This is a genomic window from Paenibacillus sp. VMFN-D1 (assembly GCF_003386155.1).
Lineage (GTDB): Bacteria > Bacillota > Bacilli > Paenibacillales > Paenibacillaceae > Paenibacillus_AQ > Paenibacillus_AQ favisporus.
In genome coordinates this window covers 2,422,593-2,449,508 of the sequence record NZ_QRDU01000001.1, presented here as the reverse complement: position 1 = coordinate 2,449,508, position 26,916 = coordinate 2,422,593, and the positions used below count along the sequence as shown (strand labels likewise).

At 54.2% G+C, this 26,916-nt stretch carries 26 protein-coding genes; 24 read left to right on the top strand and 2 right to left on the bottom strand.

Features of this window, described 5'->3' with window-relative positions:
- Window positions 1–10: 10 nt before the first annotated feature.
- A complete protein-coding gene (locus tag C7820_RS11220) occupies window positions 11–910 on the bottom strand; it encodes an AraC family transcriptional regulator (RefSeq protein WP_116231003.1) in 900 nt (299 codons plus the stop codon).
- Between the two features lie 140 nt (window positions 911–1,050).
- Between C7820_RS11220 and C7820_RS11215 the strand changes: the two genes are divergently transcribed.
- The 24 genes from C7820_RS11215 to C7820_RS11100 all read left to right on the top strand — a co-directional run bounded on the left by C7820_RS11215 (window position 1,051) and on the right by C7820_RS11100 (window position 26,271).
- A complete protein-coding gene (locus tag C7820_RS11215) occupies window positions 1,051–1,827 on the top strand; it encodes a phytanoyl-CoA dioxygenase family protein (protein ID WP_116231002.1) in 777 nt (258 codons plus the stop codon).
- Between the two features lie 240 nt (window positions 1,828–2,067).
- Entirely contained in the window at window positions 2,068–3,231 is a 1,164-nt protein-coding gene (locus tag C7820_RS11210) for a GntR family transcriptional regulator (RefSeq protein ID WP_397334126.1), read from the top strand.
- A 287-nt stretch (window positions 3,232–3,518) separates the two neighbouring features.
- On the top strand, window positions 3,519–4,430 hold the full coding sequence (locus C7820_RS11205; RefSeq protein WP_089546755.1) for an ABC transporter permease: 912 nt from the start codon (window positions 3,519–3,521) through the stop codon (window positions 4,428–4,430).
- A 13-nt stretch (window positions 4,431–4,443) separates the two neighbouring features.
- Window positions 4,444–5,340, top strand: a complete 897-nt coding sequence (locus C7820_RS11200; protein ID WP_076167385.1) for a carbohydrate ABC transporter permease — start codon at window positions 4,444–4,446, stop codon at window positions 5,338–5,340.
- 61 nt (window positions 5,341–5,401) lie between these two features.
- Window positions 5,402–7,060, top strand: a complete 1,659-nt coding sequence (locus tag C7820_RS11195) for an extracellular solute-binding protein (RefSeq protein ID WP_116231000.1) — start codon at window positions 5,402–5,404, stop codon at window positions 7,058–7,060.
- Between the two features lie 14 nt (window positions 7,061–7,074).
- Complete coding sequence (locus tag C7820_RS11190) at window positions 7,075–9,273, top strand: hypothetical protein (protein WP_116230999.1); 2,199 nt, start codon at window positions 7,075–7,077, stop codon at window positions 9,271–9,273.
- A gap of 283 nt (window positions 9,274–9,556) precedes the next feature.
- Window positions 9,557–9,904 (top strand): hypothetical protein, encoded by a 348-nt coding sequence (locus C7820_RS11185; protein WP_143811838.1) that lies wholly within the window; start codon window positions 9,557–9,559, stop codon window positions 9,902–9,904.
- A 588-nt stretch (window positions 9,905–10,492) separates the two neighbouring features.
- Window positions 10,493–10,987, top strand: coding sequence for a cation:proton antiporter regulatory subunit (locus C7820_RS11180; protein ID WP_116230998.1), 495 nt, complete (start codon window positions 10,493–10,495; stop codon window positions 10,985–10,987).
- A gap of 4 nt (window positions 10,988–10,991) precedes the next feature.
- Window positions 10,992–12,218 carry a cation:proton antiporter gene (locus C7820_RS11175; protein ID WP_076167377.1) on the top strand — a complete coding sequence of 409 codons (1,227 nt, stop codon included), beginning with the start codon at window positions 10,992–10,994 and terminating at the stop codon, window positions 12,216–12,218.
- Between the two features lie 163 nt (window positions 12,219–12,381).
- Complete coding sequence (locus tag C7820_RS11170; RefSeq protein ID WP_116231731.1) at window positions 12,382–13,281, top strand: YitT family protein; 900 nt, start codon at window positions 12,382–12,384, stop codon at window positions 13,279–13,281.
- A 504-nt stretch (window positions 13,282–13,785) separates the two neighbouring features.
- Entirely contained in the window at window positions 13,786–14,766 is a 981-nt protein-coding gene (locus tag C7820_RS11165) for a LacI family DNA-binding transcriptional regulator (protein ID WP_116230997.1), read from the top strand.
- Between the two features lies 1 nt (window position 14,767).
- Entirely contained in the window at window positions 14,768–15,646 is an 879-nt protein-coding gene (rbsK, locus tag C7820_RS11160; protein WP_116230996.1) for a ribokinase, read from the top strand.
- Window positions 15,646–16,044 carry a D-ribose pyranase gene (rbsD, locus tag C7820_RS11155; protein WP_116230995.1) on the top strand — a complete coding sequence of 133 codons (399 nt, stop codon included), beginning with the start codon at window positions 15,646–15,648 and terminating at the stop codon, window positions 16,042–16,044. The genes rbsK and rbsD overlap by 1 nt, the downstream gene beginning before the upstream one ends.
- A 15-nt stretch (window positions 16,045–16,059) precedes the next feature.
- On the top strand, window positions 16,060–17,541 hold the full coding sequence (locus tag C7820_RS11150; RefSeq protein WP_116230994.1) for a sugar ABC transporter ATP-binding protein: 1,482 nt from the start codon (window positions 16,060–16,062) through the stop codon (window positions 17,539–17,541).
- Between the two features lies 1 nt (window position 17,542).
- Window positions 17,543–18,511: a ribose ABC transporter permease RbsC gene (gene rbsC / locus C7820_RS11145; protein WP_076167363.1), complete on the top strand. Its 969-nt coding sequence runs from the start codon at window positions 17,543–17,545 to the stop codon at window positions 18,509–18,511.
- A gap of 16 nt (window positions 18,512–18,527) precedes the next feature.
- Window positions 18,528–19,451, top strand: a complete 924-nt coding sequence (gene rbsB, locus C7820_RS11140) for a ribose ABC transporter substrate-binding protein RbsB (protein WP_089546759.1) — start codon at window positions 18,528–18,530, stop codon at window positions 19,449–19,451.
- A gap of 408 nt (window positions 19,452–19,859) precedes the next feature.
- A complete protein-coding gene (locus C7820_RS11135) occupies window positions 19,860–21,128 on the top strand; it encodes a S8 family peptidase (RefSeq protein WP_181909000.1) in 1,269 nt (422 codons plus the stop codon).
- A gap of 258 nt (window positions 21,129–21,386) precedes the next feature.
- Window positions 21,387–21,668: a hypothetical protein gene (locus C7820_RS33300; RefSeq protein ID WP_147306275.1), complete on the top strand. Its 282-nt coding sequence runs from the start codon at window positions 21,387–21,389 to the stop codon at window positions 21,666–21,668.
- 77 nt (window positions 21,669–21,745) lie between these two features.
- On the top strand, window positions 21,746–22,255 hold the full coding sequence (locus C7820_RS34160; RefSeq protein ID WP_258875207.1) for a DUF4871 domain-containing protein: 510 nt from the start codon (window positions 21,746–21,748) through the stop codon (window positions 22,253–22,255).
- Window positions 22,256–22,438: 183 nt separating this feature from the next.
- Entirely contained in the window at window positions 22,439–22,921 is a 483-nt protein-coding gene (locus C7820_RS11120; RefSeq protein WP_116231730.1) for a DinB family protein, read from the top strand.
- 83 nt (window positions 22,922–23,004) lie between these two features.
- Window positions 23,005–23,307 carry a YciI family protein gene (locus tag C7820_RS11115; RefSeq protein WP_181908999.1) on the top strand — a complete coding sequence of 101 codons (303 nt, stop codon included), beginning with the start codon at window positions 23,005–23,007 and terminating at the stop codon, window positions 23,305–23,307.
- 251 nt (window positions 23,308–23,558) lie between these two features.
- Complete coding sequence (locus tag C7820_RS11110; protein WP_116230989.1) at window positions 23,559–24,527, top strand: acetylxylan esterase; 969 nt, start codon at window positions 23,559–23,561, stop codon at window positions 24,525–24,527.
- A gap of 110 nt (window positions 24,528–24,637) precedes the next feature.
- Window positions 24,638–25,162 (top strand): cysteine hydrolase family protein, encoded by a 525-nt coding sequence (locus C7820_RS11105; RefSeq protein WP_116230988.1) that lies wholly within the window; start codon window positions 24,638–24,640, stop codon window positions 25,160–25,162.
- Between the two features lie 290 nt (window positions 25,163–25,452).
- Window positions 25,453–26,271 carry a methyltransferase domain-containing protein gene (locus C7820_RS11100; RefSeq protein ID WP_116230987.1) on the top strand — a complete coding sequence of 273 codons (819 nt, stop codon included), beginning with the start codon at window positions 25,453–25,455 and terminating at the stop codon, window positions 26,269–26,271.
- Here C7820_RS11100 and C7820_RS11095 read toward each other — a convergent pair.
- Window positions 26,261–26,881: a TetR/AcrR family transcriptional regulator gene (locus C7820_RS11095; protein WP_076167339.1), complete on the bottom strand. Its 621-nt coding sequence runs from the start codon at window positions 26,879–26,881 to the stop codon at window positions 26,261–26,263. The genes C7820_RS11100 and C7820_RS11095 overlap by 11 nt on opposite strands.
- Between the last annotated feature and the right edge of the window lie 35 nt (window positions 26,882–26,916).

The following is a 26,916-nucleotide window of genomic DNA, read 5'->3' as shown; positions in this document are numbered from 1 at the left end:
CATTTTGAAATCAGGCATGCTCCTCTTCGAAGGGCATGCCTTTTTGCTGTGGCGCGATCCGGTAAGCGGCCGGGGGAATGCCGGCGGCAGCCGAGAACATCCTGGTAAAATAGTGGACGGAGCCGAATCCCGTTAGGTCGGCGATTTCCTTGACGGAGCGGTCCGTCTCGCGCAGAAGGTACGCCGCAAGCCGGATCCTTTCCTGGCGGACGAATGCCGTGAAGGTCATTTGGAGCTCCTTCTGGAACAAACGGGCCAGATGTCTTCCCGATAGATGAAAATACCATGCCACATCTTCCAGCTTTAGCGGCGACTCCAGGTTATCACGGATGAATTGGAGCGCCTGCCTCAGAGAAGCGGAGCGGGGCGGAGGCAGCGTCGGCTTGTGCAGCTGGCGGTCCGGCGTAAAGGTTTGCGGCAGCGCAGCCACAAGCGCAAGCACCAGCCGGTCCAGCGAAAACCGGGCGGTATCCAGTTCGGCGGCCGCTTGAATAATCGCTTTCCAGAGCAGGACGGCCGGGCTGTTTTCAGCTCCGTGAAGAATATAGCAGTCCGACTGCGCCAGCCGCGCAAACTGACCGTTCCAGGGAGCTGAGGTGCGCCCGGCATCCACATCGAAGGCGAGCCATATGAGCTGCATCCCTGTGCTTTCAATACGGTGCATGCGGTAGGGATTGGAAATGAACAGCGTTCCTTTTGCTAACGGATGGATCCGGCCTTCATCCACATACGTTCCTTCACCGCCCGCGACATAACACATTTCAAAAAAAGAATGCTTATGCTCTAAGTTGCTCCGGTGCTCCGCAAGGGCTCCCCAATAATGTATGCGGATGCATAAATCCTCTTCGGTCAGCTCTCCGACGGTTGAATGCAGTTTAGACAGGGCGGCTCCCCAGACGAGATGATCCATTTCAAGTCCTCCTCATCCATTCGTGTCCGAATCCGACAAAAACAGGTTCCAATCCGGCAAAGACGTCAGGTGTCAGTTATCCCTATAATGAAGGCGTATTCACGATTTGTCATTCAAATGTTACGGGAGGGAACGGGAAGATGATTAGCAGAGAAGACGTCGAATTTTATAACGAAAACGGTTATTTGCTCGTCCGCGGCGTGTTCAGCACAGAGGAAGTCAAGGATATGCAGTATGCGGTGGAGCGTACGATTGCCAAGGCGGCTGCAGCCAAGCAGGACGTCAACCATACTTGGCAGGGGGATTACATTCCCCAGGACGAATTGAAGAAGCTGGTGCTCAAAGGCTTTCACGATCTGCAGTTTCACGACGCATGCTTCACCCGTGCCGTAGCGCATCCGCATATGACGGGCGTTCTGACGCAGCTGATCGGTCCCAACGTTCAGCTCCATCATACCAAAATGCTGGTCAAGCCGCCGGAGCAGGGCGCCGCTTTTCCGATGCACCAGGATTATCCGTATTTCCCTCATGATCGCCATACGATGCTTGCCGCCAGCGTTCATCTCGACGATGCGGATATGGAAAACGGCTGCCTGTGCGTCGTTCCCGGATCCCATAAGCAGGGACCGCTTCCCCATGTAGGCAGGTACTACCTCGATCACCGCGATTACCCGGTGAGCATGGGCACGCCCTGCCCGGCAAGCGCAGGTGATGTGCTGTTCTTCAATTACCTGACGATTCACGGGTCCGACCGGAACAAGAGCAGCCGGCCGCGCAGAAACGTCCTGTTCCAATACCGCGATCCTGCCGATCCGCCTAGCCGGGAGACTCATATCGATTGGGGCATGGGCATGATGGTCGCGGGGGAGGACCCGCAGTACCGTCAATATCATGCCAAGCTGGAGCTGAATGTGTAAGCTCACTCCGTTTTCGAAAAGGCATGGATGTAAAAAAAGGCTGCCGCATTGCGGCCGTCTTTTTTTGCGTTAATGCGACATTTTTGCAAAACCCCGCTATACAAAATCCGCTATTCAATATAACATATATAATATATCAAATTAAGGAATCAGACGAACAGAACATTTTTTTAGTCAGGATGAATGTTGCGAACCCATGTTCCAGCCGATAATATATATAACAAAATCTCAAATTAAAGTATGGTGATCCTGTTGAATGTTACCGCACGGACCCCGCTGTATCAAAAGATACAGCAGTACATCCGGGAACTGATCGAATCGGAAGGCCTGAAGTCCGGCGATCGCATCCCGACGGAGAAGGAACTCATGGACCGCTTTGATGTAAGCAAAATTACGGTTGTGAAAGCGCTGACTGGCCTCGCGAACGAAAACGTCATCAGCCGGGTCCCCGGAAAAGGCAGCTTTGTCAGCGAGCCGGCGGCCGCGGAAGAGGCTGAGGTACCGCGTCCGGTCTTTGGCCGGGCTCCGGAAGAGGTGAAGCCGAAAACGGGGCTCATCGGGCTCGTGATGCCTTCGATTTACGATTATTTTGCCGTCAGGCTGATCGACGGTGTCCGCAGAGGCCTCAGCAGCAAAGGATACCGGACCATGATTCTGCTGTCCGAGGGGGATTTGGAGCACGAAAAGGAAGCGATCAAAACCTTGAAACAGATCGGTGCGGAAGGAATTTTGGTGTTCCCGGTGGACGAGGAGCATTACAACGACGAAATTTTGAACCTGAAGTTCTCCGGCTTTCCTTTCGTCTTGATCGACCGGTTTCTGCCGGGTGTCGAAACCAATTACATCGCGGCCGACGGGCGGCTGGGGACGCGGCTTGCCGTAGAGCATTTGTGGGAGCTGGGCCACCGTGAAATCGCCATTTGCTCCGATTCTCCGCTGCAGACCGTCACCGTCCAGGAGCGCATCGAAGGCTATATGGACGCCTTGAAGGACAAGGGCGCGCTGATTAACCCGGCCCATATCATTACCGGCTTTCGGATTCATGCCTCAGATGAGCCGGAGAAGCACCCGCTGTACCGGTATATCCGCAGCGGTCTGGCGACCGCCTATATCACGCTGAACGGCAAGCTTGGCGTGCAAATCCAGCAGATGGCGAAGAGAAACGGGCTGTCAATCCCAGGCGACCTCTCGATCGTCAGCTTCGACGACCCGACCTCCGTCGTGGAAGAGCTCAGCGTTTTTACGCATATCAAGCAGTTTGAATATGAAATGGGCTTACGCGCGGCGGAAACGCTGGTAGACATCATTGGGAAGGGGGCGGACCGGAGCGGCGGCTACACGAAGACGCTGCTCGTTCCCGAGCTGGTCGTCGGACAGACGACCGGCCCCGTAAAACCGCGTTAATTTTCCATCGGAATAAGCGATGCCGTATAGAAAAAAGACCTTTTCACTACGAAAAGGTCTTTTTTATTTTTATTAACATATTGAATATGTTAAATATTTATATTATATTATGGTTAATCCAAGAGCTTCCATGAATCGACATCGTTTCTAGGGAGGTCAAGTAGATAAGAGAAGAGCTGAATACATTGTGTAATCGCTTACATTTAGTTGAGGGGAGGAAGACTGAGAAATAAGCGCTTTGCCGAAACCTGGAACGTCCAAACTATCCGAAAACAGAGGTGGAGCTTATGAGTTCGTCAACACTGTGGAAGCGGATCTGGAAGCATAAGTTGTTTTACTTGTTCATGCTTCCGGGGATCATCTGGTTTTTTCTGTTCTCCTACGTTCCGCTTTACGGGATTCAGGTCGCCTTCCGCGACTATACGTTCGTGGGCGGTTTTACCGGCAGCCCATGGGCGGGATTGAAATACTTCAAGCAGTTCTTTGATTATTACCAATCGACAGACATTATCCGCAACACCATCATCATCAGCCTGATGAAACTGATCATCGGATTTCCGATGCCCATCATCCTTGCGATCCTCCTCAATGAAATCCGAAATCTGAAATTCAAGAAGACCGTTCAAACTTTATCCTATTTACCTTATTTCATTTCCTGGATCGTCGTCGTCACCTTGATGCAGCGCCTCTTCGCTACCTATGGCGGGCCGGTCAACGACCTGCTGTCGTCGATGGGCGTAGAGCCGATCCAATTTCTGTACAACACTTCGTGGTTCTATGAAGTCATTATCGGCTCGGATGTTTGGAAGAACATCGGCTGGAACTCGATCATCTACATGGCGGCCATTGCGGGCATTGACCAGCAGCTGTATGAAGCGGCGAAAATCGACGGCGCCGGCCGTTTCCGCCTGATTTGGCACGTGACCCTGCCGGGCATCCGCAACGTTGCGGTCATTCTGTTCATTCTGGCAACGGGAAGCCTGATGAGCGCGGGCTTCGAACAGCTTCTGCTTCTGAACGGTCCATCCACCGCAGCCATTGGCAGCGTGCTCGACGTCCATGTCATCACTCAGGGCATCCAGCAGGGCCGGCTAAGCTATGCGGCGGCTGTCGGCTTGTTCCAGAGCCTGATTGCGCTGGTCCTGATCGTTACTGTCAACAGGATTGCGCGGAAGGTCAGCGACGTATCACTGTTCTAAGGAGGAGACCTACGTGGAGAAACGATCGTTTTCCTGGTTTACCGTATTGAATTATTTCCTGCTTACGCTGTTCGCCTTTTCCATGATATATCCGTTCATATACGTGCTTGTGTACTCGCTTAATGACGGTAAAGATTCCATGATGGGGGCTCTGTATTTCTTTCCGCGGAAATTCACGCTGGACAATTACGCCCAGGTGTTCGATAATCCGCAGATTTGGCAGGCTTATAAAATCACGATTTTACGGACGCTGCTCGGCACGGTGCTTAGCGTGCTGCTCAGTACGCTGATGGCCTATGCCTTGGCCAAAAAAACGCTGCCCGGGCGCACGTTTTTCACCTTTTATATTTTTCTGCCCACGATTTTCAGCGCAGGCTTTATCCCGTATTTCATTACGCTGCAGAAGCTTCACCTGATCAACAACTTCTGGGTGTATGTCATTCCGTTCCTGTTCAATTTTATGCATATCGTCATCATTCGGACGTTTATACAAGGCATCCCGGAAGAGCTCGAAGAAGCCGCCCGGATTGACGGCTTGGGCGATTTCCAAATCTTCATGCGCATCATACTGCCGCTGTCCGGTCCTGTACTGGCGACCATTTCGCTGTTCGTCGGCGTGATGCACTGGAACGACTGGTTCACTGGCACCTATTATGTGTCCAACAAAAGCCTCATCCCGGTGCAGACGCTGCTTCAGCAAATGCTGACCGAAGCGGAGGCGCTGTCGTCCTCAATGCAGCGGGCTGCGCAGCAGGGTGGACAAACCGTCAATGTCAGCGCGGCGGGGGCTACGCCGGAATCGCTCCGGATGGCACTGCTCGTCATTACCGTGTTTCCGATCCTGTGTATCTATCCGTTCCTGCAGCGCTATTTTGTCAAGGGAACGATGATCGGATCCGTCAAAGGGTAAGGATAGACGTCCTGCATGCGGGACTATATCATATACATTCATTCAAATTGGGAGGGTTCATATGAGAAAAAAGCGGTTTACATTGGCAGCTTCTCTGATGGCGTTTACCCTGATATCCGGCATGCTGTACGGCTGCAGCAGCAGCGGCAGCAGCGACAGTGCGGACGGGGGAGACAAAGGCGCGGACTCCAAGACGGTTACGCTCACGGTGCTGAATAACTGGAACGGTTCCTCAGGCTCCGATTCGGAAACGAACCCTGTACTCAAAGCGATCGAGGAGAAAACCGGTATCAAGGTAAAAATCGACTACACGAAAGGCAGCGAGGCCGAGAAAGTGAACACGATTTTTGCGACGCAGGACCTGCCGGACATTTATACCGGACCTGCCTGGGGCGGCGAGCTGGACGGTATCATCAAGGCAGCTAAAGAAGGCCAGCTTGTGGATTTGACGGACAAAATCGACCAGTATCCGAACCTGGCCAAGGCAATCGCCAAGGAAAACGTGCCGCCGGCGCTGTACGAAAAAGCGATCGGCGGGATTGACGGCAAGAAGTACATGCTGTACCAGAACCAGCCGGCCACCGACAAGGACGTCAACGACTGGCTGTACGGATTTTACGTGCGGAAGGACATTGCCGATAAGATCGGAGTCGATCCGCAGTCCGTGAAGACCAAGGACGATTTCTACAATTTCCTGAAAAAGATCAAGGACGCCAATCTGAGCGAAAACGGCGCACCGGTCATTCCGCTCGGCGGCTTCCATGACGGATGGGCGGTAGGTATCGGGAATACAATGTTCTACGGGGCCGATTACCAGGATAAAGGCGACGGCACGCTGGAGCATGTGTTCTTCACGAAGGCTTACGAGGATTACACGCTGTATTACCGCAAGCTGATATCCGAAGGACTGCTGGATCCGGATGCTTTTACGCAGACCGACCCGATCGCGAACGAGAAAATCAAGCAGGGGCGCATCGCGGTACTGTCGGCGCACTACCCAGCCATTCTGGACGCTTCCAAGGAATATGTGAAAGCGCATCCGGGCAGCGATTACGTCCCTGTCGGACCTCTCGAGCGGGCCGGAGCTGAACCGAACCGTCCGGTCGACCTGAACATTCAAGGAAATAACGTTACCGTCATCACGAAAAAGGCCAAAAATGTCGACGCCGCGCTGAAGCTGCTCGATTTCCTCGCTTCCGACGAAGGCTTTATGCTGGTGCATTACGGCATTCAAGGGACGCATTGGGATATGGTTGACGGCAAACCGGCCGCCAAGCAGGAATGGTTCGACAAGTTTACGGCGGACACGACGGGCAAGGCGAAGAAGAACGAAGGCATCAGCATCGGTCTGGAAAATATGACCGGCATGGACCGTATTAATTCGGTCGGCGGCGGAGACATTTGGGCAGACCAGGAACGCCTGAAAGCGATGGACAACGCGCGTAAAATTTTGCGTCCGAACGGTATCAGCGTCATTTCCGCCTTCAATCCGGGGGATGTGATTACCAAATCGCCGCAATGGGAGACGCTGAAGCCGTCCATGGACCAAATCGGCGACGTATGGAAGCAGGCGATCTTCGCCAAGTCGGACGATGCGGCCCTGAAGGTGATCAACGACCTTCGCGAGCAGATCAAGAACACGGGTTACGATGACGCCATGAAGTATGTCAACGAAGAACTGAAAGGGAAAGAAGTCGTCAAATTGTCGATGCCTAACTAAAGGAGGGTTCACCCTTGAGCAGCCGATTGGGAAGCAAAGGACCGGAGTGGACGGGATTTCAGGAATCCCGTCCTTACGGGCCGAAGTATGATCTCCGCACGGATTTCGTTATGGTCTACGGCATATCGGATGATTTACCGGAGCGCATTCAAGGCTGGAAGCAGGCAGGATACACGATTCATCTGATGACCGGCGTATCATGGGGGGAGTACCAGGATTATTTGTATGGCCGCTTCGACGGGCGCAATCACTGGGACGAAGCCCAGGTCAACCGGGCGGGGGATCAGGTAAGCCACGGCAAGGACGTCCCGTACATGGTGCCGACCGTCTCGTTCGCCGAGTATTTGGCGACACACATCAAGCGGGCGATCGACAGCGGCGTGGAGGCTATCCATATGGAGGAGCCGGAATTCTGGGCGGCTTCGGGTTACTCCGAAGCCTTCAAGCGGGAGTGGCGGAACTACTACGGTGAAGATTGGATTCCTCCGCACTCGTCGCCCGACGCCCAATACCGCGCTTCCAAGCTGAAAGCGTATGTGTATTACCGGGCGCTGGACCGGATCTGCAGCCAGATGAAAGAGTATGCGCTTGTTCACTACGGGCGCACGGTCCGCTTCTATGTCCCGACGCACAGCCTGATCAACTACACGCAGTGGCGGATCATCAGCCCGGAAGCGCTGCTCGTGAACATGCCGGCCTGCGACGGCTTTATCGCCCAAATCTGGACGGGAACCGCCCGGACCGCAAACGTCTATAAGGGTGTCCGCAAGGAGCGCACCTTTGAAACGGCGTTCCTGGAGTATGGCGTCATGCAGGAGCTGACCCGAGGCACGGGCCGCGAAATGTGGTTCCTTCACGACCCGATCGAGGACAATCCGCGCTATACGTGGAAGGATTACGCGTACAATTACCGCTCGACCGTCGTGGCCTCGCTGCTGCATCCGGGTGTGTCCCAATACGAGGTATGCCCTTGGCCTTGGCGGGTGTTCGAACTGGGGTATCCGAAAGAGGGCGGCAGCGGCAAAGAAGTTATTCCGGCAGGCTATAAAACGTCCCTGCTTACCGTCATGAACGTGCTGCGTGACATTCACCGGTATGACGGGGATGTGCAGGAAGGCGAGGCGACGACCGGCGTTGGCGTTCTGCTGGCGAACTCCGCGATGTATCAGCGGGGCGACGTCGATCCGGACGAAGACGGACGCAAACAGGAGTTTAAGTACGACGGCACCTCCGGTACGGAAGAGCTGAGCGAAGCGCAGCAGGAGCTGCTGGATTGGTCCGCCTTTTACGGGATGGCGCTGCCACTTGTCAAAGCAGGCATTCCGCTGCGGCCGGTCCAGCTGGACAATATCCTGACCTTTCCCGGATATTTGGCGGATTACCGCGTGCTGCTGCTGAGCTACGAGCTGATGAAGCCGGAGCATCCCGGCATTCATCAGGTACTCGGGCAGTGGGTCCGCGAGGGAGGCGTATTGATCTATTACGGCGACGGGAGCGATCCTTTCCACAACGTGCAGGAATGGTGGAACCGCGACGCCGGCCGCGCCTATGACCGGCCGGAAGAGCATCTGTTCGAGTCGATGGGGCTGGGGCGTAACCCGGGCGAAGGAGAGCACCGCGTCGGCGATGGGGCGGTGCTGTACTACCGGCAGCATCCTGCGGAATTGTCCCGCTCGGAGGAAGGCGCCGAGCAGGTGCGGAGCAGCGTGCGTCAGGCGCTTCAGTTCCGCGGGGAGCAGGACGCGTACCTTGAGAGCGGCCTGCTTCACATCCGGCGCGGTCCGTATGTGATCGCGCACGCGCTCGACGAGCGCGATGCCGCGGAGCCGGCGGCACAGCTCGAAGGGGCGTTCGTCGATCTCTTTGATCCGGAGCTGCCCGTGCTGAGCCGCGTGGAGCTTCAGCCCGGTGATAACCGCCTTCTGTATGATCTGGACCATTCGGCGGCACAGTTGCAGGACCAGCCAGTCATTCTTGTCAGCGCATCCCGGATTCGCGAGGAGCAGTACCTCGAAGGCAAGCTGACATTCGTCTCCGAGTCCCCTTCCGAAATGACGGTCAGCACGCGTATTCGCGTTCCGGCTGAACCGTCGGCAGTGACGGCAGCGGGACAGCCGGCGTCCTGTGCCTATGATCCCGTTTCAAAAACAGTCTTGATCCAATACCCCGGCGTACCGGAAGGGATCGAGATCGCGGTGACCTGGACGGAATAAGCCTTTATGTATGTTTTCTGGTGAGATTGTGAAGAAAACCGGTGGAACTCCTTGGTTCCGCCGGTTTTTTGGTCCTACTGCTGATGCTGTCTAGGTCATCACCTCTGGAGTTCTGGTATCGAGGCAACCGCTTGCGTCAGCCCTTCAAAATCGATCAAAAATTTTTATCAGGGTGTTCACAGCTTGTCTCAGCTTGTCCATCGGTTTGAAGACATCCTCTAATTTGTGTTAGAATAATCATATATGAATTTTTCACAAGAGGGGGGATAGGATGGCAGCATGGATGAATAGACTTCGGATGATGTTCATTGTCGTTCTGGGTGTCATTCAGATGGCAACCTTTCCCGTTTCCCTGGAAGAAGAAGTGTTTACCTCCCCTGCAAGTTCGACGGAAACCGAGACGGTGTACAGCCGGATCGATCCTCCAAGCAAACCGCTCGTACGGAAAACGCCAACCCTCATGCAGAGACTGATCATGCTGGCGTCAGCGCTTCCTCTCTGTTTTGTGCTGCCGCTGCTGCTTGTGCTGCGTATTCCGAAACCGCGGCTGCCCTTTGTTCCGTGTGTTTTTCTCCGTAAAAAATATTTACTGCTGCTTCCGATAAAATTTACCTCGAGTTATGTGGCTTAATCTCCTTCCTGAATAGACGGTTCCTTATTGGCATGCGCCGGGGCATTCTCGAACCTGGACAGTAAAAAAGCCGATAGCGGGACGGTTCGTTTCGTGTACCCAAAAATCGATGAAAGACCGCAGGACGGCTTAGCTCTGTGATAGCTGCTGTTCGCTGCGTGTGGCAATGCCGTTGTGTTGGCTGACGTGTGAAGAAGTCCTGCGCTCTTAAGAAGAGCTGGTCTTTGAGGTTAGAAGGAATTTCCGCATTGGCATTTTTGACACAATTTAAGGTTGAATGGTTTGTTTTTTGCTGCATTGGCTGGATTATGCATGATTAGTGAAATGGATTAGGCTTATTTCGTTGTTTTTTTATGGTGGATCAGCCAGGCTTTTTGGGCTTTGATGCAGTGCTGGATTTGCTGCGGATTGCAATGGCTTTGATGGCAAATTGTATACCTTTGTTACGGCAGCATATAGTCTGAGTGTGTTTTGTTGCGGTTGCCTTGCGCTTTTTCGAAAAAACGTGGCATTCTGCTACTTGCAGTAACCCAATAATATGTGAAATGTTTCTCAAATATAAACATGTAATTACAGGAGGCTATTCTCATGGATATTCGTGAGTCTGTATTGCCCGGAATCGGGATGAAATATGTAATGGATACCGCCAGCGGCGACCGGATGGTCGTGGTCATTCATGATGACGGCCGGCGTGAGCTGTACCATTTTTCGTACGAGGATTTGGACCAAAGCATCTCGATGGTGACCCTGGAAGATCCGGAGGCGCGGCAGCTGGCCGCTCTTGTCGGCGGTATGACGTACAAACCGAAGCAGCTCGAACGGGTGGAAATGGCGTTTGACGAGCTGACGATCGAGTGGTACCGGATCGAGCCCCCTTATGGATGCACGGGAAAAACGATCGGTGAGCTGAACATCCGGCAAAATGCCGGGGTTTCGGTGATCGCGCTGCTGGATAAACGTAACGGCAAACAAGTGAATCCCGGCCCGGAAGCCGTGCTGAACGCGGAGGCGACGGTTGTCGCCATCGGAGAACGGGAGCAGCAAAAGCGGTTCAAACAAATTCTAATGAACGGAAGCGGGTGAAAGGATGGAGCATTTGGTATTTGAAATTGGTTTAGCGCTAGTCCTCATTGCACTGGGGGGACTGATCTCGGCAAAGCTGCGGTTTTCGGTGATCCCGTTCTATATCCTGATCGGCATGGCGGTAGGTCCGCATGCGATGGAGCTGTGGCATTTCGATTTCCGGTTTATCGACAGCGCGCCGTTTATCGATTTTATGGGACGGATCGGCGTTTTGTTCCTGCTGTTCTACCTCGGGCTCGAATTCTCCGTCGGCCGGCTGATCAAGTCGGGTCGGTCGATCGCTGTGGGCGGTTCAATATATATCGGCATTAATTTTACGCTTGGGCTGATGCTCGGATTTTTCAGCGGGTTTCCGCTCGCCGAGACGCTGATTATCGCGGGAATTACGACGATTTCGTCCAGCGCGATCGTAGCGAAGGTGCTGGTGGACCTGAAACGGACCGCCAATGCAGAAACCGAAATGATTCTCGGCATCATCATGTTCGAGGACGTCTTCCTCGCTGTGTATATCTCGATTCTGTCCGGGTTTGTGCTCAGCGACTCCAGCTCGATCGGCGGCGTGCTGCTGTCGGCACTTGTGTCGCTCGGGTTTATGCTCGCCGTCATCATTCTCGGGCGAAAAGCGGTGCCTTATCTGAACAAATGGCTGCGGATCCGTTCCAACGAGCTGTTTGCCCTGGTCATTTTCGGCGCGCTGTTTCTGGTCGCCGGCTTTTCCGAAACGATCCACGTGGCCGAGGCGATCGGGGCGCTGTTGGTCGGGCTGGTGCTGGCCGAAACGGAACACGCCAAGCGGATCGAGCATTTGATCATGCCGTTCCGGGATTTTTTCGGAGCGATCTTTTTCTTCAGCTTCGGCCTGTCCATTGATCCGATGTCCTTGGGCGGAAGTGCCATATGGCTTGCGCTGGCAGCGGTCATTGTGACGCTGATCGGGAACTTTAGTGCGGGCATGCTGGCCGGACGCACGGCTTCGCTGTCTCCCAAAGCATCGGCTAACATCGGGCTGACGATCGTCTCGCGGGGCGAATTTTCGATCATAATGGCGAATCTGGGCAAAGACGGCGGCCTGATGGAAATCCTCCAGCCATTCTCGGCGATCTACGTGCTGATCCTGGCCATCCTGGGTCCGCTGCTGACCAAGCAGTCGAAATCGATTTTTACCTTCTTGAACCGCTGGATCAAATTTAAGGACCGAAAACCGGGGATTCAGAAGGAAGAGGCGCTGTAAAAAGCCGAAAGAATGCTGCAAGGCTAGTTCCATTGTTCGCGAGGGTAAAGTGGCTGGATAAGACTAACGAATGTTTGGGTAAATGCGATCCCATCCAATGGACTTCCATTTCAGTTTAGGGAGGGAAGGTTATGCATGATCCGATCAAGCAGGCCGTATGGTCATGAGAAAAACATTTGGAGCTTCCGGCAGAAACAGCAAGCATGCCATTCTCAAATCGGTGATCGGCGGCATCGCCGCTTCAATCGGCGTTGAGCTGTTTCTGCATCCGCACGAGCTGATCGCCGGCGGCGTCACCGGGATTTCCGGCCTGGTGTCGTTTCACACCGATAATCATTTCGGGATGCTGCTGGTGCTGTTCAATTTGCCGCTGCTGTTCTTTTATTCACTTCTGGGCCGAAAAAAAATATTACTCCAGGTGCTCCCGGGGCTGCTTGCATTTGCCGGGTCGGCGTTCCTGCTGGCGCCGCTGCCAGCCGTCAGCGGTGAACCGGTCATTGCCGCGCTGGCAGGCGGCCTGTGCCTTGGCTTCGGCGGCGGGCTGGCCGTCAAATCAGGCGGCCTTCTGGACGCGCTTGGCCTTGAAAAAACCGACCGCATCCGATCGGCCGGGATTCAGGCGGGCACCCGCCCGGCCATCTCCGTGGAGCGGCTGCTATTGCTCTGTCACGCCCTGGTGCTGGTCACCGCCGGCGCGGCTTTGGGGTGGGAGCGGACGCTGTACTCCGCGTTCGCCTGCCTGGCGGCGTATGAAACCGCCGGGATCGTCATATTCGGGTTTCGCCGATTAGCCGGCGTGACGACGGCGAATCCCCGGCAGGTGGAAGCCGAAATGAAAAGCCGGCTGCGGCTTGAAGGACTCGCGTGGAATGATGCCGGGATCGGCCATGACCGTGATCATGAGATTGATCGTGACAGCGACTACACGCGGGTTTCCGCTCAGACTCGATTGATGTACAGTGTGCATCTGCTGGATGTGCCGCGCTTCAAGGCGGTAGTTCGCAAAGCCGATCCGCAGGCGGAGATCGTATGGGTGGAGCGGTCCGGAATGAAGCAGGAATGAGGCAGGACGAAGCAGGAATAAAGCAGGCATGAAGCACGAATGAAGAAAGTTTATGTGGCAAGGGGCATAGTGCCTCGAAGTACCTGAAATTTACTCTTGTTTGGCAAAACAGAGCGTTACAAGCTAACTAGTTGCATAAGTGCATGCAGAAGTGCAGTTCATTTCCGGTGAAACGGCCGCAAGCCAGTGAATCGGAAATGAACTGCACTTTTTCCGTTGTTCGCCAAAGCAGACTGTTTGACTGCAAATAATTGCTCTTTGCTGTTTTTTACATCTATTGATGAATGGGGGGAGCGGCGCTCCCCAAATAGCTGCTTCTTTCACAACTATACGGCACAGAGCACACCAAGTATCCTCCGCTTATTTTTCCGCACCGCGCCTGCCTTTTATGCCATCTGCAAAAATTATCCAATCAAAAACTTTTGAAAGCGCTATTGTCAAAAGAAAAGTGATGTGTTATTTTATGTGTGTAACCGGTTCCACATTTCGAGGTGATTATAACAGATGGTAACGATAAAAGATGTAGCACGCCATGCAGGGGTTTCGGTCGCGACCGTATCCCGGTGCATTAATGAAACAGGATACGTACACGCCGATACCCGCAAGAAAGTGGAAGACGCGGTTCGAGCGTTGAATTATGCGCCAAACGAGGTTGCAAGATCATTATACAAACGCAAGTCGAGGCTGATCGGACTTTTGCTGCCTGACATTACGAACCCCTACTTCCCGCAACTGGCGCGGGGCGTGGAGGACGGCATGCAGGCTAACGAATTCCGCATCATTTTCGGCAATAGTGACGAGAACGAGCAAAAGGAACAGGAATACATTCAGACCTTCATTCAAAATAACGTGGTCGGCGTCATCTCTTCAACCAACCGTCCGGATTCGGATATATACGCCAAGCTGAACATCCCCGTCGTGTTTCTGGACCGGACGTCCAGCGACAGTCCGTCGGTTTACTCGGACGGACGCAAGGGCGGACGGCTGGCCGCCCAAGAAATGATCGCCCGCGGCAGTAAGCGGATCACGGTCCTGCGCGGACCTGTACATATCCGTCCCGCCCAGGACCGGTTCCAAGGCGCCGTGGAGGTACTTGAGGAAGCGGGGATCGACTACAACATCATTCAGACTTCGTCCTTTTCCTTTGCGGAAGCGGAAAGCTGGGCCAAAGAGCTGTTCGCCAAGCATCTCGACACCGACGGGGTCATCGCCAGCAACGATATCGTGGCGACCGCCGTTTTGCATGAGGCTCAGCGCCTCGGCAAGCGCGTGCCGGAGGATGTGCAGGTGATCGGTTTTGACGATATCCCGCTCAGCAGCCTGCTCTCCCCGTCGCTGTCAACGATCCGGCAGCCGGCCTACGATATGGGCAAGGAAGCGGCGCTGCTGCTGATCCGCCTGATCGAGCAGGGAAAAGTGGACAATCGAAATATACAACTGCCCGTATCTTTTGTAGAGCGGGATACGACCAGAAAGGTGGATTAAGATGGCTAACATTTGCGTAATCGGAAGCAGCTCGATGGACCTGGTAGTGACATCGTCCAAACGTCCGGGAGCGGGGGAGACCGTTCTCGGCGAGAGCTTTAAAACCGTGCCTGGAGGCAAGGGAGCCAACCAGGCGGTGGCAGCCGCCCGACTCGGGGCGAGCGTCTGCATGATCGGCCGGGTGGGAGACGACCACTTTGGCGAAGCCATTTTGAACAATTTCCGAGCTAATCATGTTTCTGTAGACTATGTGGAACCGGTTACAGATATGGAAAGCGGAACGGCTCACATCGTGCTTGCCGAAGGGGACAACAGTATCGTTGTTGTTAAAGCAGCTAATGATGAGGTCACGCCGGCATATATCGACCAGGCTGTACAAGCGATCACCGCGGCCGATATGGTGCTGATCCAGCAGGAAATTCCCGAAGAAACGGTGGAGCACGTAAGCCGGATCTGTGCTGAGCACGGCGTCCCGCTGCTGCTGAATCCAGCGCCGGCGCGTCCGGTGAAGGACGAAGTGATCGAGAACGCGGCGTACATCACGCCGAATCAGCACGAAGCTGCGATCATGTTCGGCGAAGGCCGGGTATCCGAAGCGCTGCGCCGGTATCCGAACAAGCTGTTCATTACCGAAGGCAGCAGCGGTGTACGTTATTTTGACGGACAGGAAGAGGTTGTGATTCCGTCCTATAAAGTCGAAGCCGTCGATACGACCGGCGCCGGAGATACATTTAACGCGGCCTTTGCCGTGGCGCTGGCTGAAGGCAAGCCGATTGCGGACAGTGTCCGGTTCGCCAACCGTGCCGCTTCGCTGTCGGTCATGAAGTTCGGCGCGCAGGGCGGCATGCCGACGCGTCAAGAAGTGGAGGAGAACATGTAATGAAAAAACATGGGATGCTGAACAGTCACATTGCCAAAGTCCTCGCCGACCTCGGCCATACCGACACGATCGTCGTGGCCGATGTGGGCCTTCCCATCCCCGAAGGGGTCACCAAAATCGACCTCGCCCTGAAGCTTGGGAATCCGAGCTTTGAGGAGGTCGTGAGTTCCATCGCGGAGGACATGGAAATCGAAAAAGTCATCGTCGCCGCGGAAATGAAAACGGATAACCCAGAAGCGCAAGCTTACATTGACCATACATTTGCGGATTGCCCGATTGAGGACGTGCCTCACGAACAGTTTAAAGCTTTGACCCGCACAGCCAAGGCGGTCATCCGGACCGGAGAAGCCAAGCCGTTCGCCAACTGCATTCTGCAATCCGGCGTTCATTTTGGATAAAGAGGAGGAACCCTTATGCACATACAAATGCAAGGCATTTATAAATCCTTTGGCACCAACCACGTGCTGAGCGGTGTGGATTTTGAGCTTCGGGAAGGCGAAGTTCACGCCTTGATGGGGGAGAACGGCGCCGGCAAGTCCACCCTGATGAACATTCTCATCGGTCTGCATCAGCGGGATGAGGGCGTCATCCGGATCGACGGCAAGGAGACGTATTTTCCAAACCCGAAGGAAGCGGAAAAAGCGGGCATCGCTTTTATCCACCAGGAATTGAACATTTGGCCCGACATGACCGTCATTGAAAACCTGTTTATCGGCAAGGAAATGACCACGAAGTGGGGACTGCTCAGCACCAAACAAATGAAAACGCTGGCAAAGGCCCAATTCGACAAGCTGTCGGTAGACATCCCCTTCCAGCGTGAAGCCGGGGAGTGCTCGGTAGGCCAGCAGCAGATGATCGAGATCGCCAAGGCGCTCATGACCGACGCCAAAGTCATCGTCATGGACGAGCCGACGGCCGCGCTGACCGAGCGGGAGATCCGCAAGCTGTTCGACGTCATTGCCGCCTTGAAAAAGGAAGGCGTTTCCATTGTCTATATTTCGCACCGGATGGAAGAAATATTTGAAATCTGCGACCGGATCACAGTCATGCGGGACGGTAAAACGGTGGATACGAAGGACATACCGCATACCAACTTTGACGAAGTCGTGAAAAAAATGGTCGGCCGCGAGCTGACCGAGCGTTACCCGCACCGGAACCCGTCGCCCGGCGATGTGGTGCTCGAAGTGAAGAACGCCACCCGCAAGGGATTGTTTGAGAACGTCAGCTTTCAAGTGCGTTCCGGCGAGATCGTCGGCTTCTCCGGCCTGATGGGTTCGGGGCGGACCGAGATCATGCGTGCCCTGTTCGGGCTCGATCACTTGGACAGCGGCGAAATATGGATTAAGGGCAAAAAAGCCCATATCCGCAAGCCTGACGATGCGGTCAAACGCGGCATCGGCTTTATTACCGAGGACCGGAAGGATGAAGGGCTGCTGCTCGATTTTTCAATCCGGGAAAATATGGTGCTGCCAAGCTTGTCCGGCTTTACGTCCAAAGGCTTTATTAACGGGAAACGGGAAAAAGACTTCGTCGACCTGCTGGTCAAACGGCTGCAGATCAAAACGCAGTCTGCGGAAACCGCGGCAGGCGACCTGTCGGGCGGTAACCAGCAAAAGGTCGTCATCGCCAAATGGGTCGGCATCGGTCCGAAAGTGCTCATCCTGGATGAGCCGACACGCGGGGTCGACGTCGGGGCGAAGCGGGAAATTTACCAACTGATGAACGAATTAACCGAACGCGGCGTTGCAATTATTATGGTTTCCTCTGAGCTGCCCGAGGTGCTGGGCATGAGCGACCGGATCCTGGTCGTCCATGAAGGCGAAATCAGCGGGGAACTGAGCAGCGAAGAAGCCACGCAGGAAAAAATAATGACGTTAGCAACAGGGGGACAGTAACATGACAACCATTCAAGACGCTAAAAAGCCAAAAGGCTTCCAACTATCGCAAGTGACGCAAAAGCTGGGCCCGCTGCTGGGGTTGATCATTCTGATCATCATCGTGTCGGTGCTGAATCCGAGCTTTTTGGAACCGCTTAACATTCTGAACCTGCTTCGCCAGGTGTCGATCAACGCGCTTATCGCTTTTGGCATGACCTTCGTCATCTTGACAGGCGGCATCGATTTGTCCGTCGGTTCGATTCTCGCATTGTCCAGTGCGTTTGTCGCCAATATGCTGGTGTCGGGGTTTGATCCGATCCTGGCGATCATTATCGGCTGTCTTCTCGGCGGCGTGATGGGTATGGTGAACGGCCTGCTCATTACAAAAGGTAAAATGGCGCCGTTTATTGCTACACTGGCGACGATGACGGTATTCAGAGGCTTGACGATGGTGTACACGGACGGTAACCCGATTACAGGACTTGGCGACAGCCGGCTGTTCCAGCTGTTCGGACGCGGATACGAGCTCGGTATCCCGGTACCGGCGATCACGATGATCATTACGTTTGTCATTCTGTGGGTCATTCTTAATAAAACGCCATTTGGCCGTAAAACCTATGCCATCGGCGGTAACGAAAAAGCATCGATCGTATCCGGTATCAAGGTACCGCGCGTAAAAATCATGATCTATTCCCTGGCAGGACTGCTGTCGGCTCTGGCCGGCGCCATCCTGACCTCCCGCCTGAACTCGGCACAGCCGACGGCGGGTACATCCTACGAGCTTGACGCCATCGCGGCGGTCGTCCTTGGCGGCACGAGCTTGTCCGGCGGACGCGGACGCATCGTCGGCACCCTGATCGGCGCGCTCATCATCGGTACACTGAACAACGGTCTGAATTTGCTCGGCGTTTCTTCCTTTTACCAAATGGTCGTCAAAGGGATCGTCATTCTGATCGCCGTCCTGATCGACCGGAAGAAATCCGCATAAGAAGGAGTAGATCATCATGAAAAAATTAACGCTAATCGCAGCTGCACTCTTGTTGATTCTGACCACAGGCTGTTCGCTGGAACCGCCGGAATGGGCCAAACCCAAAACGGGCGGCGATATTAAGGAAATGAAAATCGGCTTGTCCGTCTCCACGCTCAACAATCCGTTCTTCGTCTCGCTGAAGGACGGCGTGGTGGCCGAAGCCAAGAAGCAGGGCATGGAAACGATCGTCGTCGACGCCCAGAACGACTCGGCCAAGCAGAGCAATGACGTGGACGACCTGATCCAAAAAGGGGTCAACGTGCTCCTGATCAACCCGACGGATTCCGCCGCGATTTCCACGGTCGTGCAGAACGCCAACGATTTGGGGATTCCGGTCATTACGCTGGACCGTTCTTCAGACAAAGGAGACGTCAAAGCGCTGGTTGCATCGGATAACGTCAAGGGTGGCAAAATGGCGGCCGAATACATCGTGAAGATGCTTGGCAAAGGTGCCAAAGTCATCGAGCTGGAAGGCGTGCCGGGGGCATCCGCAACCCGCGAACGCGGCAAAGGCTTCCACGAAGTGGCCGACACCGAATTGAACGTCATTGCCAAGCAGGCGGCCGATTTTGACCGGACCAAAGGTCTGAACGTCATGGAAAACCTGCTGCAGGGCAACCCGGACGTGCAAGCCGTCTTTGCCCACAACGACGAGATGGCGCTCGGCGCGATCGAAGCGATCCAAAGCTCCGGCAAAAATATCCCGGTCATCGGGTTCGACGGCAACGAAGACGCGCTGAACTCGATCAAAGCCGGCAAGCTGACCGCCACCGTGGCACAGCAGCCTGAGCTGATCGGCCAGATGGCCGTGCAGGCGGCGAAGGACGTGCTGCAGGGCAAAACGGTCGACAAGTCGATCCCGGCGCCGCTGAAGCTGGTGACGAAGGATCAGCAGTAAGATCGCAGCGAAGAGGTAACGAATTAACAGGTCAGCAAAGAGATGGATTTTTATATTATAATGATAGAAGGAACAATATTTGAGAACGGTGACGCCCCTCAGTCTATCTTACGCCAATGCTGCGTAGGAAGGACGGGGGCTTTTTTTATGCTTAACGATTGCTGGAGAGATGGGCTGACAAGGTGGATAATACATCGCTTAGCCCGCCGACATATACCAACATGGCACAGAGTGCACCCCGCGAACCGGAACGGAGATATCAGCGTATCTGCACCATTTGGTATAATGACTCTCCCTGCGGTTTGGGTTGTCCCTGGGCTAACGCTGAGGTAACACGGCAAAAGCACACCAATGCGGGCGATGTCACATATTCTATCAGGAATACATCCTCCAAATGAGGTGCATACAGTGAAGCAGCTGGAGAAGTTATTGAAAAAAACGGCCGTCAGCCGTCCGAGCAAAACAACAAGTCGTCAGATCGTCGTGTTCAAAACGCAGCAGGATTACCGGCAGTGCCTTGATATACTCAACGCAAATGGAATCAAACCGGTGAAGGCCGTGGACAGCCACCGGCTGATCTGCTGCCATTTTCACCGCTCCACGGATATGGACAAAATAAAACAGCATCCCTGCGTCGCCTATGTCCAGCGGGACGCGAAAGTGAAGGCGCACGCGATCAAGCCAGCGGCCGCCGCCAAACGCGGCGGTGTGAACAAGGCCACCAAGAAAAGCGCATTGGTGGACACGGCCAAAATTCCCTGGAATGTCAGCCGGGTGAAGTCGCCCGAGCTGTGGAACCGGACGATGGGCCGAGGAGTAAAGGTGGCCATCATCGACACGGGCATCGCCAAACATCCGGATCTGTGTATCGCGGGCGGTGTAAATACGATTACCGGTGGATCGTTTCAGGATGATAACGGCCACGGCACACATGTGGCCGGCATCGCGGCAGCCACCGGACGGCAAAAAATTTTCGGCAATGCGCCCATAGTCAAGCTGTTCGCCGTGAAGGTGTTGGACCAAAATGGAAACGGCTTTGTTTCCGACATTGTGGAAGGGATCGACTGGTGCCTCAAACGGGGAATTAAAGTGATGAACATGAGTTTCGGGCTGACCGGATCAGGCAATAACAAGGCGCTGCAGGACGCCATTAAACGGGCAGCCAAGCGGGGGGCCGTCATTTCGGCGTCCGCGGGAAACGAGGGGACGATGTTCAGCCCGCTGATCGACGCCCCGGCCCGTTATCCCGAGACCATCGCCGTTGCTGCGACGGATCGAGCGAACCGGGTTGCCGATTTTTCGAGCCGGGGGAACGGCATTTCCGTCGCGGCGCCGGGCGTCAATATTTTATCAACATTGCCCGGAGGCACGTACGGCAAGATGTCGGGAACTTCGATGTCGGCTCCTCATGTGACGGGGGGAGCCGCATTGCTGAGGGCGCTGTTCCCAAGGATGAGGCCGGCCGAAATTAAACGACGTTTCGAAGCCAGTGCGCTTCAGATTCCGGGAGGCAAGCAGGCGGTAGGCGCCGGACTGCTGCAGGTCGCACCCGCGGCGGTTATACCCGCGGCAATTGCTTCAGGGAGCCGGGTCCCAAGCAAGACGCGACGCTTGAAGAAGGCAAATTCTGCGTCCCGGCCGGTGCTGTTAATCCCTTCCGGACGGAGCAAACGGTAAGAAGGAGCAGGCGAGATGCCTGCTCCTTTTTCATGGGTAGCCGGGGTGGTGGATGAATGGTTCATCCACATTGGATTGCCGCAGCGGCACGGTGGACAGCAGGGGAGTCCAGAATGGATAGGCTTTCGGGTTTATTTATGGCTAAGCCTGTGGATGGTTGGGGCGGACTATGTGCTTTTTGGATCATGGGTAAAAGGCAGACTTTATTTGAAAAATATGGTATATAGTAAGGGATGGAGCTGTGAAAGGAGCAGTGGAATGGAAACTAGTAAATACCGGATCCTCTATGCCTGTTCCATGACCGCGGGGCTGGTGCTCCTTCTCTCGGGACTGGTACTCTGGATACCCAGAACGACGAGATCGGATACGCCCGATGCGTATTATATTGTATGGTACTGCCTGAAATTCCTCCTTCCCACCGCAGGCTTACTGCTGATGGTTATCGGATCCTTCGTTTATTCCGCTTACAAGGACTTATACCGGGAGATCCGGGAACTAAAAGACCATGTCCGATCGCTGGAGAAAAAAATATCCGGTTAATATGGAGCGGCGGGCAGAAGGTTTACGAGAAAATCCCTTTATCCAGCCCCTGACTCAAAAACAAGGAGGAGTGCATTTTGCGATTGATATGGGCAACGTTCCTGTTTGTCTTCCTGCTGTCCGGCTGCAGCGAAGTTAAGAAAGAAACAGCAGGGGGATACGAAGATTGGCGTCAGAGCCCCTCGTTTACGATTACCAAATCCGGACCTGACGGGAATCCGGTGCCGTACGGGCTCAAGGGAAGCAAAGACAGATTTGCCATCGTAGACGGCTTAGTACAGGCGGATTCTAGCAACAAGCAGCTCCTCCATTTTTGGGGTGACACGCCGGAAGAAACCGGGCGGCTGCTGGATAAAGAAGTGAAAGTCATCGGAACAAGCCGGGAGACGGGAGAGCAGGTGACGGCTTTTGAAGGGAAGACGCAAATCCAGAATGACGATCCTGTGAAGGAGCCGCGGGAGTACGTCGAATCTGTTGGCTATCTGAATCTGCCGGCCAAAGGATTATGGAAGCTGGACGCCTACATCGACGGGAAAGCAAGTGGAAGCATCGTTATCGAGGTACATGACAAGCCTGGGCAGCAGTGACCCGTGGTTCCACACCTCTTCAACAAACCAAGATATAATCTTTCGTTCTACTTGAAAGGCAGCGGTATAAAACAGGTATATTTTAATTTTCCATTGTGCTCCCGCGCGCTATATGAGTAAATGAAATAGCCGTTTAGGCATGAATGACAAAGACAGATTCCGATACGAAAGAGGAGATTGCTCATTAAAACGTTATTCCAATATAATTGGCAGGTTCGTGAAGATTGGTTCCGCTGGTGTGAGAGCGTGCCGGAGGAGGAGCTGCTTCGCACCCGCACAGGCGGAGTAGGCGGTATTCTGCACACCCTGTTTCATATCGTCGATGTGGAATGGAGCTGGGTTCGCTGCCTGCAGGGGAAGCCTGATTTTCAGGAGAGCTTTGACGGATACCGCAGCCTGGATAAGGTACTGAAACTGCAGGAAGCGTTCAAGCCGGAAGTGGAGGAATTTGTTTATTCCTGGAATGACGATTGGGAATATAAAGTATTCCGCGATGTCCATCCGGACGGCCACCCCGTTGAGGACAAATGGGGCGAAGTGATCCGGCATATGATCGCTCACGAGATTCACCATGTGGGGCAGCTGTCCGTCTGGTCCAGGGAACTCGGGATCAAGCCCGTCTCCGCCAATTTGATCGGCCGGGGCTTGATGAATCGTCAAGCATAATTGACGTTTGCTACCTAATATTGATCCCTCGCCGTTATCCGTTATAATTATACGGGAACATATATTCGGATGGAGGGCGCATGATGAGAAACTTTTTGGTGCTATTAGGGAACAAACAAACCGGGAGTCTCCGCGAGGATTTATTAGAGCAGCATGTCCAACACCTGGAGGCGATGAGCCGGTTAGGCTGTCTGCGGTTATGCGGACCTTTTACAGACGGGGACGGTGCGGTGATGGTCTTCAGCGGACACAGCGCCGAAGAGGTTGAGGACTGGGTCATGCAGGATCCTTTTATTAAGGAGCGTTACTATGGCTCCTACGACATTAAGGAGTTTACAGAAGCGAATGAGTCAAACCGCTGGCTGATGGGCGAGCCAGAGGCGTGACACGCAAGTTTGAGAGCGTGCGGGCAAACCGTGTTTCTATCCGCGTAGGACGGTAGAATTCACGGTTTTTTCGTGTTGCAGGGAATTTGACGTGCCTAAACAACGTCTCCAGGGTATGTGGAGCAGAAGCTGGTTCTGTCCTTTGGGATAGCCCGGAGTTGCTAATATTCTTATCGGAGGATCGAGGCAAATACCGGTGCAAATACGGGGCATATCCGGTATACTGCTTGTTATGAAGGAGGATGAAACCGATGGGCTACACAGACGAGGTGTCGAAGGAACTGTACAGTTACCTTCCCCCTCTCACCAAGAAAGACGATTTCGACGAGTTTTGGGAGACGACCATCAGACAGGCCAAGGAGGTTCCACTGGACCCGGAGCGTACGCTGATCGAATACCCGGCGCGGCATGTGAAGGTATACGACGTTTCGTATTGCGGAATGGATGAGACGAGAATTTACGGCTGGCTGATCGTTCCCGCTTTTGAGAACAAAGAGAAATATCCCTGCCTGATCCATTACCATGGCTTTACCGGCAGCAGGGGCAAGCCTTCCGAGCTGATGCATTGGGTGATGATGGGGATGGCCGTATTGTCGGTGGACTGCCGTGACCAAGGCGGCCGGACCGGCAACAGCGCTTCATACTCGCACGGGTATGTGGCGAACGTGGCCAGCAAAGGCGTACATAACAAATGGGAATATTATTACCGGTATGCATACATGGATGCGCTGAAGGCGATCGATTTTGCCTGCGATCAAGCGGATATCGACGCTTCAAAAATCGTGATCGAGGGCGGCAGCCAAGGCGGTGCGCTCGGGACGGCGGTATCCGCCCTGGACGACCGTCCTGTGCTGGCGATGGTTGACGTGCCGAGCAACAGCAATCTCGTCTGCCGGATCGAAGGCAACCACGGGGCTTTCGCTGCGGTAGCCGAGTACTTAAACCGCCACCCGGAGCAGACGGATCTTGTAATGGACAACCTGAGCTATTTTGACACGATGAATATGGCCGATCGTATCACGTGCCGGGTACTGGCCAGCGTTGGACTCAAGGACGAAACCTGTCCGCCCCAGATGTATTTCGCGACCTATAACCGGATCCAAAGCGACAAGGACATCGTCATCTATCCTTTCAACGGACACGAAGGCGGCGGGGCAGGCCAGACCGAAGTTAAGCTGCAGTATTTGCGGAAGCATTACCCGGAGTGGTTCACGGCATAGCATATATTTTCGAATTGACCAGGAACGTATGTTCCGGTATGATGATTTCAAGACAGCATGCGGATTGAACACAGAGCCAATGAATACCATCCTGGAAGGGGAAAGCAAAAATGAGCAGCGGTACCGCATTATTGGTCATTGACGTGCAGGAAGGCATGTTCGTACCGGAATATCCCGTTTTCGACGGCGAAGCTTTGTTGGACAAGATCCAAGGTCTTATCGCGGAGGCGCGCTCAAGCGGTGTACCTGTCGTGTACATTCAGCACAACGAAGAACCGGGCGAGCAGCTGGAGCCGAACAGCTTTGCATGGCAGATCCAGTCCCGAATCGCTCCTGCAGAAGGAGAGATCGTCGTGCAGAAATTTACGCCCGACGGGTTTCACGAGACGGACCTGCAGGAGAAGCTGAATTCGCTTGGCGTGCAGAGGCTGATCGTGTCCGGAATTCAAACCGACTTGTGCGTTGAAGCTACCAGCAAGCGCGCAGGACAGCTGGGCTACGAAGTGGTGGTCGTTGAAGACGCCCACACGACGTATGACCAAGGCGGCAGGACCGCACGGGAGATTATCGAGGAATACAACGGGATGTTCCGTGATTTTGCGAAGGTTCAGCCAGCGGCTGCCATTGCGTTCTAAGGAAGTCCGGATCCCGGTTGCCCGGTTGGAATGAAACAGTCAGCACTCATGAAATTTAGGGAATGGTTGGGAATAGAGTCCATGTTGATGGTAACGGGGCTCTTTTTTTGTTGCGGCACATGAATAATTGGGAAATGGAAGCCTCCAGCTTTCCTGATCGGATGCCGTGGATCACGGTTTTTATAGTTAAAAACTATTATATCTATTTGATTTATATATTAGAACTATAACAGTCCTTTGTGTAAGCTTAATCAGAACCTAATCATCCGGTTAAAAGGAGGCAGCAGCAAATGAATAATGAGCCGATGACCCGGCGTACCGAATTATCCGGCAAACTGACGGATGTTCTTCAGGCCAGAACGCTGGCATTATCGCATCCCATCCTGCAAGGAATGTTAACGAAGGGCATGTCGGTCCTGGATGTTGGATGCGGCACGGGAGCCATTACCCGCGGCATCGCGGAAGCCGTAGGTCCGGAAGGCAGCGTAGTCGGGGTGGATCAAAACCCCCGTTTGATTAAGCAGGCGCAGCAAACGCATGGAAAGATTGCCGGGTTGTCGTTTACGGAAGGGGATATCTATTCGCTTGAGGAAGCTATGGAGGGTTGTCCTAGGTTTGATATCGTAACCTGCTCAAGACTCATGGTCTGGCTCCCCGATCCATTGACGGCGCTCAAGGCTATGGTAAAAGCGATAAAGCCTGGCGGGAAGATCGTCATTGCCGACTATAATCACGAAAAAATCGCTTGGTCGCCGCAGCCGCCTGCCAGCATGCTCGTGTTCTATTCCGAGTATCTGAACTGGCGGGAGGATGCCGGCCTGAACAACCGGATTGCGGACGATCTCCCGGATTTATTGCGGCAGGCAGGACTTGCACAGATCAAGGCCACGCCCTGCCATGAAGAGGTGCGGCGGGATGATCCCGATTATGCTGCGCGGTCAGGCCTGTGGGCGGATACCGCTTCCAGCCGGGGGCCGCAAATGGAGCGGGATGGATTCATAACACGCGGGGAATATGAACGGGCGGAGCGGGAGTACCGCCAATGGATTCAGTCCGAGGCTGAATCCATAACGATGTACATGCTTACCGTCGTTGGCGTCAAGCCTTAGGATCCGATACGGCTATGCCTGCGGCAAAGAAAGGACCCCGGAACGTGAGCAGGGACAGAATGCGTGCCATCTCTGCCGGCGTTTCCTGTCTTCCGCTCATCAGCCACTGCTGGATAATGCCGAGATGGGCGGAAGATACATATGACAGGAAGTATTCGGCGGGGACCTGCAGGTTCTCTTTGCGGATCAGCGGCGATAAATTTTTTTCCAGCAGATTTTTCCGGAACATCGCTTTCAACTGCGATTGGAAAGACACGTCTCCCTTTGGCCCCAATATGGCTTTAAGAAAAGCCGCATGCTCCTCGATATATTCGAACACGGTAACGATCAGGGAGACCGAAATGCCGGTTTCCCGATACGTTTCCAGGTCCTCTGACGTCGCCTTCGTAATGATCGCGATGATCCCCTCAATCACTTCGGCTTCGCTCTGCTCGAGCAGGTCGAATTTGTCACGGTAATGCAAATAAAACGTTCCCCGGTTAATATTCGCCCGAGTCGTAATATCTTTGACAGATACGGCTTCAAAGCCCTTCTCCTCAATCAGCTCCGTCAGCGCATCGCGGATGACCAGCCGCGTTCGCACGATCCGGCGGTCTGTGTTTCCGTCCATGTGATCACTCCTTGAATCCGAGGTAGACACTTTTA